The sequence below is a fragment of the Rhodococcus aetherivorans genome, from assembly GCF_011058165.1.
Classification (GTDB): domain Bacteria; phylum Actinomycetota; class Actinomycetes; order Mycobacteriales; family Mycobacteriaceae; genus Rhodococcus; species Rhodococcus aetherivorans.
Genome location: NZ_JAALEG010000036.1, coordinates 43,960 through 52,693, shown reverse-complemented (window position 1 = coordinate 52,693; position 8,734 = coordinate 43,960). Strand labels below are relative to the sequence as shown.

Sequence of the window (8,734 nt, the reverse complement as noted above, 5' to 3'; positions counted from 1 at the left end):
ACGGTGGGTGGGGTCGGGGAAGGCCATCGCGACGAGATCGAGCAGTTCGGCGGCGCCGACCCCGTAGTCGGTGGTGGCGAGCGCGGGATGCAGTGCACAGTCGACGATCTCGTGCCGCAGCCCCTCGTCGAGGGATTCGGTGTCGAGGGCCTCGCCGGCGAGGTAGCGCTCCATGAGCGTGTCGTCCTGGCCGGAGATCGCCTCGACGAGGCTCTCGCGCGCGGCGCCGGTGTCCGGCACGGCGGCGGGATGGCCGTAGCCGCGGCCGGTGAGCAGATCGATCGAGCCGCACGGGCGGCCGCCGTCGAAGACCGGCACGTACACGGGGCGCAGGGTGTCCGGCCCGAGGTCGAAGGCGTCGTGACAGGCGGTGAGCATCTCGTCGAAGTCCGTGCGGGCGACGTCGAGCTTGGAGACGACGATGGCGCGCGGGATCGCGGTCTCGGCGCATTCGCGCCACAGGGTGCGGGTGGCGGCGGAGATGGGATCTGTTGCGGAGACGACGAATACGGCCGCGTCGGCGGCGTGCAGTCCCGCGCGGACCTCGGCGTCGAAGTCCGGATGCCCGGGGGTGTCGATGATGTTGATCTTCACGCCGTTCCACTCGAGCGGCAGCACGGCCAGTTGCACCGAGCGGCGGTGCTGCTGCTCGATCGCCTCGTAGTCGGAGACGGTGGTGCCGTCGGCGGTGCGTCCGGCGCGGCCCACGGCACCGGCGGCCAGGGCCAGGGATTCGGCGAGGGTGGTCTTGCCGACCCCGCTGCAACCGACGAGGACGACGTTGCGGAGCTGTGCGGGGCGCTCGACGGCGGGCGCCCGTTCGGTGCGTGCGGCAGAGCGGTCGGGCATCGGCGACTCCTCCCGTGGCCTGTGCCAAGTGTAGGAGGCGGTTCCGCCGCCGTGGCGTCTTTCGGGATCGGCGGCGGTCCGAAAAGACGCCGCGGGGGCGATGCTCGAGCTACTCTCAACCTTAACTTGAGGTTTAGGGAGGCCCTCGTGGTTGATGTTCAGCGCCCGGCACTCGTCCGCCTGTTCACGGCCGGGACGGCACTCGCCGCCGTCTCCGTGCTGGGGGCGGGGGTCGCCGTCGCGGCACCCGGCACCGGGTCGAATTCCGGCTCGTCGGTGCCGGCGGCCTTCCAGGAGGACCCCGGCCCCCTGCCGGAGCTGCGGGACATCGCGACACCGGCCATCGTGGGGGAGACCCCGATCTCCGAACGCGCCGTGCGGCTGACCGTCGCGAGCCCCGCCCTGCGCCGCGACGTGGGCGTCGAGGTCCTGCTGCCCGCCGACAACTCGGCCCCGCGCCCCACCCTGTACCTGCTCGACGGGGTCAGCGCCCGCAACCACACCAGCGGCTGGATGAACATCGGCGGCGCGCCCGCCTTCTTCGCAGACAAGAACGTCAACGTCGTCATGCCCAACGGCGGCCGCGGCAGCCTCTACAGCGACTGGCAGCAGTCCGACCCCAAGCTCGGCCTGAACAAGTGGGAAACCTTCCTCACCGAGGAGCTTCCGCCGCTGCTCGCCGCGCGGCTGAACAGCAACGGGGTCAACGCGATCGCCGGGAACTCGATGGGTGGGCAGGCGGCCATGATGCTCGCCCACCGGCACCCCGAGCTCTACCGGGGCGTCGCCGCCTTCAGCGGCTGCTACTCGACGGGCGACCTGCTCGGCAGCGCCGTCGTGCAGACCAGCACCTCGTCGCAGGGCGGCGACGTCGTGAACATGTGGGGCCCGCCCGGCAGCCGGGAGTGGGCCGAGCACGACACCGTCGCGCACGCCGAGAACCTCGCCGGCAAGGAGCTCTACCTGTCCGCCGCGACGGGCGTGCCCGGTCCCCACGAGACGCCCGAGACCCCGGACCTGGCGCGCACCCTCGTCGCCGGCGGCATCCTCGAGGCCGGCTCGCGGATGTGCACCCAGCGGCTCGAGGAACGCCTCGGCGCCCTGAAGATCCCCGTCACCGTCACCTACGAACCCGTCGGCGTGCACGCCTGGGGCTACTGGCGCGACCAGCTGCCCAAGGCGTGGCCGACGCTCCAGCGCGCCCTGGAGACCCGGCCCTGACGCGCCGCGACGGGGCCGGACCCGCTTCCCGCGGCCCGTCGGGGACGCGTCGTACGCTGCGTGTGAAGCACATCACTCGGCGGAGAAGGAACGATATGAACAACGTGCTCGACCGCACGAAGATCTACATCGGCGGCGAATGGGTGGACTCCGACGGCACCGGCCGGATCGACGTGATCGCCCCGGCCACCGAGGATGTCATCGCCGTCGTCGCCGAAGGCACGGCACAGGACGTGGACCGGGCCGTACGCGCGGCGCGGGCGGCGTTCCCGGCGTGGTCGGCGCTCACCGGCGCCGAACGCGGTGCCCACCTCGGCAAGGTCGCGGCCCTCATGGCCGAGCGCATCGACGATCTCGCCGCGCTGGTCTCCCGCGACATGGGCATGCCGGTGACGCTGGCCAAGCCGGTCCAGATCGGCATGCCGCTGAAGAACATCACCCGCTACGCCGAACTCGCCGCGACCTACGACTTCGACGCCGGCGAGGTGGGCAACGCCCTGATCGTGCGCGAGCCCATCGGCGTCGTCGGCGCCATCACGCCGTGGAACTACCCGCTGCACCAGGTGGTCCTGAAGGTGTTCGCCGCCCTCGCGGGTGGCTGCACCGTCGTGCTCAAGCCGACCGAGGTGGCGCCCCTGATCACCTACGCGCTCGTCGACATCTGCGACGAGGCGGGCCTGCCGCCCGGCGTGTTCAACCTCGTCAGCGGGTACGGGCCGGTCGTGGGGGAGGCCATCGCCGCGCATCCCGGCGTGGACATGGTCTCGTTCACCGGCTCCACCCGCGCCGGCAAGCGCGTCGCCGTCGTCGCCGCGGAGACGGTGAAGAAGGTGGCCCTCGAACTCGGCGGCAAGTCCGCCAACGTCATCCTCGACGACGCCGACCTGACCCGGGCCGTCACCGACGGCGTGGCCCAGTGCTTCCTGAACTCCGGGCAGACCTGTTCGGCACTGACCCGCATGCTCGTCCCCGCCGAGCGCATGAACGAGGTGGCCGCCCTCGCCGAGCAGGTCGCGCGGGCCTACACCGTCGGCGATCCCGCCGCGGCCACCACCCGGCTCGGCCCCCTGGTCAACGCCAACCAGTTCAAGCGCGTGCGGTCCTACATCGACCAGGGCATCGAGGAGGGCGCCGAACTGGTCCTCGACGGCCGCGAAACCGGCCTCGGCACCGGCTATTTCGTCGGGCCGACCGTGTTCGGCAACGTGACCGAGGACATGACGATCGCGCGCGAGGAGATCTTCGGTCCGGTCCTGTCGATCATCGGATACCGCGACGAGGACGACGCCGTGCGCATCGCCAACGACAGCGACTACGGGCTCTCCGGCGGGGTCTGGTCTGCCGATCGCGCCCGGGCCGAGCGGGTCGCGCGACAGCTGCGCACCGGGCAGGTCTCCATCAACGGGGCCGCCTTCAACACCGACGCACCGTTCGGCGGTTACAAGCACTCCGGCGTCGGGCGCGAAGCCGGCGTCTTCGGTCTCGAAGAGTTCCTGGAGGTCAAGGCACTCCTGCGGTGACCGTATGGGGTACGTCACGTTCGGGTGCCGCAGAACGATAGACGGGAAAACGGCATCGGTTTCCCCGACAGGGAAAGCGCGGAAGGAGCGGACGATGTACATCATGCCGCCGGACCCGAGTGGCGGGTCCGCGGGCAAACTGGACGTTCCCCCGCGTGGCCTGCGTGAGGTCATGGAAGGCCAGCTCCCGGACCTCGCGGCCTGCGCGCGGCTGCTGTCCGTCGGTTCCGAGCGCGCGGCCCCGGTCTTCGACCGGGCGCTGGCGCGTGCGGTCGCGACGTGGCGGGGCCCGATCGGTCCCGAACTGTGCGCGTACGCCGTGTCGTGGTTCGTGTACCTGTTGCACGCCGAGACGCCCGCGCATCGGCGTGCGGAAGGCTGCGGCGACGACGCCGTCCTGTTCTCGACGTTGCCGCCGGTCGAGCAGATCGCCCTCGTGCTCGGTGAGTTCGAGGAGCTGCCGCCGGCGGGCATCGCCGCCGTCGCCGGCCGCGCGTTCGCCGAGTTCGAGCTGGAGACGCCGCAGCCGGCCTGGGTGCGGGACGGCCTCCTGCACGCGAGGCGCTGACCGCCGTACCTGCGTTCGGGCGGCCACGGCTCTTCGGGTGGCAACGACGACGCGGCCCCCGCACCGATCCGGTGCGGGGGCCGCGCGAAGTCGTCGGGTCTAGGAGGACAGGCGGGTGCGTCCGAGGCGGAGCAGCGTCATCGCCAGGGTCTTGCCGTCGGCGCCGAGCTCGGCGAAACGGTCGAGGACCCGCATCTCGTGGTTCTGGGCCTGCCGCGCGGTCCCGGACTCCTTCGCAGCGATGCCCGCCCGGCGCGACAGCTCGCTGCGGCGCTCGATCGCCTCGAGGATCTGCGCATCGAGCGTCCCGATCTCGTCGAACAGTCGACCGAGGTCTTCCTGGGCCGAAACCACCTCGCGGGCGGACTCGAAGCCAGGCGAATCAAGCTGGACAGTCATGCAGATTCCTCCGGTCTCGTCTGGATCGTCGATGATTGTGTCGTTCCCGTCGGCGCCAGTGTTACTCATCCGTAGACAAGATTTTCGTGTCCCGCGTCCGGCGGCCGGCCAACACGAGTTGAACACCTTTTGAACTGGGCTTTATGTCCGTCCCGTGGCATTTGTGGCAATGGTCACACCGTCGGGTATCCGCCTCGTCGGGCCCCTCGGACGTAGGGTCGAAGGTCCCTTCTCCGCCGTGGACGCCCGCCCCGGCGCGTGTCGTGAACCACAATCCGCAGGCCCTGCGGTAGCGTTCCCCACCTACCGGCAACCGGTCGGGGCGGTGGGATCCCCGGCGCTTCCGGAAGGGGAACTCAGTGGGACGGGTGTTTTGTGCACGGCACCGATGAAGACGAGTCCGACGCCGTGCCGCTGATCCGCCCGGAGGAATGGCCGCCCCCGAAGTTCAGCGCCCGGGTCGCCGCCGCGATCGCCCTCGCCGGCGTCGTGATCCTCGTCTCGCTCTGGCGGGCCTGGGATGCCGGGCAGGCGGGAGCCTGGGCGGTGACCCGGTTCTTCCTCATCCTGTCCGGCCTGATGGCCCTCACGGCGCTCTTCGGATACGTGTACTGGCGTCCGCGCCGCGGCGACCCCGAGATCCGGTTCGTGGAGTCGCGGGGCCGCGGGGCCACCGAGATCCGCGCTTCCGGCGCCGTCTTCCATCTGATGGGGGCGATGACGACGAGCGCGGCGTTGCTCTCGCTCGGCGCGGCCGTCGAGATAGTCCTGTTCGACGACGGCGTTCCGTGGGTGAGTGTGCTGCTCGCCGCCTTCGGGCTGCCCTGCGCGGCGTTCGTCGCGGAGGTGCTGCGCGGGGGGATCCGCCGAGGGGCGCTGCTGCTGACCCCGGACGGGATCCGGCAACGCGGCTGGACCATCGAGTCGTACCTGCCGTGGGTCTCGGTGGCCGGGGTGCACGCCGTCCATCACGGATTCCCCGAGATCTGGGTGCTGGGCACGCCGGCCGCCGCCTGGGCGCGACGACGGACCAGCCGGCTGTTCCGCCTGGACCGGTTGCCCCGCGAACCGGTGATCGAGGTCGACTCCCGCAAGTTCGACGGCGACCCGGTGCTGCTGTATCGGATGCTCGACTTCTACGCGAGAAATCCGCAGGCCCGGGCGGAGCTCGGGTCGGCCGCGGCGGCCGAGCGCGTGGACCGGGGCGACCTGAGCGACCCGGCCTGACGGCTGCCCGTCTTGCGCCGCAGTGCCACCCGACTGTGTTGCGGCTCACTGCTCCGGTATCGTCGTGGGCAAGAGATGGCACTCGGTGCCGTTCCTGCGAGAGATGGGACGTGAGATGAGCACTCCGGAACGGATCGTCATCGTCGACGGTGCGCGTACCCCGGTCGGCAGCTTCGGCGGCGCGTTCAAGGACGTACCGGCCCACGAACTCGGCGCGACCGCCGCGAAGGCGGCCCTGCAGCGCGCCGGCGTGGCGGCCGAGGACATCGACGAGGTCGTCATGGGCTGCATCGGGCAGGTCGGCCCGGATGCCTACAACGCGCGTCGGGTCGCGCTGGCGGCCGGGCTGCCGGTCTCGGTGCCGGCGTACACCGTCAACCGGCTGTGCGGCTCGGGCCTGCAGGCGATCTGGTCGGCGGCGATGCAGATGCGCTGGGGCGGGGTGGATCTGGCCCTGGCCGGCGGCGACGAGAACATGTCCCGCATGCCGTTCTACGACTTCGGCGCCCGCTCCGGCTACAAGCTGGGCGACCGCACCCTCGTCGACGGCACCGTCGGCATGCTCACCGACCCGTTCCACGGCATCCACATGGGCGTCACCGCCGAGAACGTCGCCCGCGAGTACGGCATCAGCCGCGAGGCGCAGGACGAGTTCGCCGTCGAATCCCAGCGCCGCGCGGCCACCGACGCCGCCCGCGCCGCGTTCGCCGAGGAGATCACCCCCGTCGAGATCGGCGGCCGCAAGCCCACCGTCGTCACCACCGACGAGCACCCCAAGCCCGACACCACCGTCGAGACCCTCGCGAAGCTGCGCCCGGCATTTCAGAAGGACGGCACGGTCACCGCCGGCAACGCCTCGGGCATCAACGACGGCGCCGGCGTCGTCGTCCTCGCCCGCGAGTCCGTCGCGCAGGAACGGGACCTGGGTGGGCTCGCGGTGATCGAGTCCGTCGCCACCGCCGCGCTCGAGCCGGAGCTGATGGGCTACGCGCCGGTCCTCGCCCTGCAGAAGCTGTTCGAGCAGACCGGCACCACCCCGGCCGACATCGACACCGTCGAGCTGAACGAGGCGTTCGCCTCGCAGGCCGTCGCCGTGATCCGCGACGCCAAGCTCGACCCGGCCAAGACCAACCCGTACGGCGGGGCGATCGCCCTCGGCCACGCGGTCGGCGCGACCGGCGGCATCCTGACCCTGCGGGTGGCCAAGGACCTCGTGCGCCGCGACCTCGAACTCGGCATCGTCACCATGTGCATCGGCGGCGGCCAGGCCCTGGCCGCCCTGCTGCGCCGGGTGCGCTGAGCCGGGCCGCTCCGCGGCCGGTGCGTCCTATGGGCTGCTGCAGCAGCCCAAAGGCCGCACCGCTCAGATGGTCCGTTCGTGTCCGGCCCAGTAGGGGGCCCGCAGGGAGCGCTTGAGGATCTTCCCGGTGGGGTTGCGCGGCAGCATGTCGACGATGTCGATGGTCGCGGGGCACTTGAACTTCGCCAGGTGCCGACGGGTGTAGTCGATGAGTTCCTGCTCGTCCGCCTTCTGGTCCGGGGCGAGCACCACCACCGCCTTGACCGTCTCGCCCCACTTCTCGTCCGGGACGCCGATGACCGCGACCTCGGCGACGGCCGGATGCTCGACGAGGACCCGCTCGACCTCCGGGCAGTACACGTTCTCACCGCCGGTGATGATCATGTCCTTGAGCCGGTCCTCGATGAACACGAAGCCGCCGTCGTCGACCCGGCCCATGTCGCCGCTGCGCAGCCACCCGTCGGCCGTGATCGTCTCGGTCGTGGCGTCGGGCCGGTTCCAGTAGCCGGGGGTGGTCTGCGCCGAGCGCCACCACAGTTCGCCGATCGCGCCCGGGGCCGCGTCCTCGAGCGTGGCCGGATCGACGATGCGCATCTCCACGCCGGGAATGGGGGTGCCGGCCGACGCCATCCGCGCCTCCTGCGCCGGATCGCGGTGCACCTCCGGCAGCAGCGCCGTGATCACGCCGGCGAGCTCGGTCATGCCGTACACCTGGACGAATTCGGTGTCCGGCCACGCGGCGAGCGCGCCGCGCAGCAGCGGCAGCGGCATCGGCGCGGCGCCGTAGGTGATGCGCTTGAGCCGGGAGAACGCCCCGATCGCGTGCGCTCCCGCGCCGAGGACGGCCGCTATTACCGGGGGCACCAGGAAGGCGATGTTCGCGCCGGCCGCGAGACCCGTGAACAGCGACGGCGCGTCGGCCTCCCGGGTGAACACGCACCGGCGGCCGTCGTGGATACCCATGATCGCGTAACAGGTGCCGCCCACATGGAACAGCGGCATCGCCACCAGCAGGCAGTCACCCTCCGTGAACGGAAGCACCGCGAGCACGTCCTCGGAGTGCGCGAACAGGTTGCGGTGCGTCAGCTGCACACCCTTGGGCCGGCCGGTGGTGCCGGAACTGTAGAGCAGCAGCGCGGTGGTCTCGGGCGCGACGTCGGGCAGGGTCGCCGGCGCGGCCGCCGCGAGCCACGGCTCGAACTCGTCGTTCTCCCCGCCCACGACGACGATCTTCTGCACCGTGGACAGCCGGGGTCGCAGCGACTCGATCTCCTGCGCGAATTCCGCTCCCACGAACAGGATCCGGGCGCGCGAGTCGTTGATCACGTAGTCGAGCTCGTCGCCGGCGAGCCGGAAGTTCGGGATGGCGTTCGCCGCGCCGAGCGCGGAGGTGGCGAAGGTGACCTCGAGGCACGCGAGGTTGTTCTTGTCGACGAATGCGACGGTGTCGCCGGGTCCGACGCCGTCGGCGGCGAGGGCGCCGGCGAGGTGGAGCAGTCGCTCGTGCCACTGCGCCCAGGTGTGGGTGCGGTCGAGGTACTGCACCGCGACCTCGTCCGGTTTGGTCTGCGCCCAGTGCGCGACGCGGTCGAGGATGACGGACGGGGCGGGGACGGACATGCGTGAGCCTCCTGGGGGAACAGGTGCCGC

8 protein-coding genes are annotated in these 8,734 nt (G+C 71.3%); 5 read left to right on the top strand and 3 right to left on the bottom strand.

The annotated features are described in order from the left end of the window. On the bottom strand, positions 1-849 hold an 849-nt coding region (locus tag G6039_RS15775; protein WP_164528084.1), incomplete at its 3' end, for a GTP-binding protein. 147 nt (positions 850-996) lie between these two features. On the opposite strand from G6039_RS15775, the gene G6039_RS15770 reads away from it, so the two are divergent. The 3 genes from G6039_RS15770 (at position 997) to G6039_RS15760 (ending at position 4,158) form a co-directional block, all read left to right on the top strand. Beyond that, positions 997-2,070, top strand: a complete 1,074-nt coding sequence (locus G6039_RS15770; protein WP_029542825.1) for an alpha/beta hydrolase — start codon at positions 997-999, stop codon at positions 2,068-2,070. A gap of 95 nt (positions 2,071-2,165) precedes the next feature. Continuing rightward, positions 2,166-3,590, top strand: a complete 1,425-nt coding sequence (locus G6039_RS15765) for an aldehyde dehydrogenase family protein (protein ID WP_043797262.1) — start codon at positions 2,166-2,168, stop codon at positions 3,588-3,590. Positions 3,591-3,684: 94 nt separating this feature from the next. Continuing rightward, the gene (locus G6039_RS15760) at positions 3,685-4,158 is read left to right on the top strand and encodes a hypothetical protein (RefSeq protein ID WP_043797259.1); all 474 of its coding nucleotides are present in this window, start codon (positions 3,685-3,687) and stop codon (positions 4,156-4,158) included. 99 nt (positions 4,159-4,257) lie between these two features. Here the strand turns inward: G6039_RS15760 and G6039_RS15755 are convergent, their stop codons facing one another. Then, positions 4,258-4,557: a chorismate mutase gene (locus G6039_RS15755; RefSeq protein ID WP_006939464.1), complete on the bottom strand. Its 300-nt coding sequence runs from the start codon at positions 4,555-4,557 to the stop codon at positions 4,258-4,260. Between the two features lie 375 nt (positions 4,558-4,932). On the opposite strand from G6039_RS15755, the gene G6039_RS15750 reads away from it, so the two are divergent. Beyond that, a complete protein-coding gene (locus G6039_RS15750; protein WP_235194009.1) occupies positions 4,933-5,784 on the top strand; it encodes a hypothetical protein in 852 nt (283 codons plus the stop codon). Positions 5,785-5,899: 115 nt separating this feature from the next. Beyond that, positions 5,900-7,084: a thiolase family protein gene (locus tag G6039_RS15745; RefSeq protein WP_043797306.1), complete on the top strand. Its 1,185-nt coding sequence runs from the start codon at positions 5,900-5,902 to the stop codon at positions 7,082-7,084. 63 nt (positions 7,085-7,147) lie between these two features. Here G6039_RS15745 and G6039_RS15740 read toward each other — a convergent pair whose 3' ends face one another. After that, positions 7,148-8,704 (bottom strand): long-chain-fatty-acid--CoA ligase, encoded by a 1,557-nt coding sequence (locus tag G6039_RS15740; RefSeq protein ID WP_043797256.1) that lies wholly within the window; start codon positions 8,702-8,704, stop codon positions 7,148-7,150. Positions 8,705-8,734 lie beyond the last annotated feature (30 nt).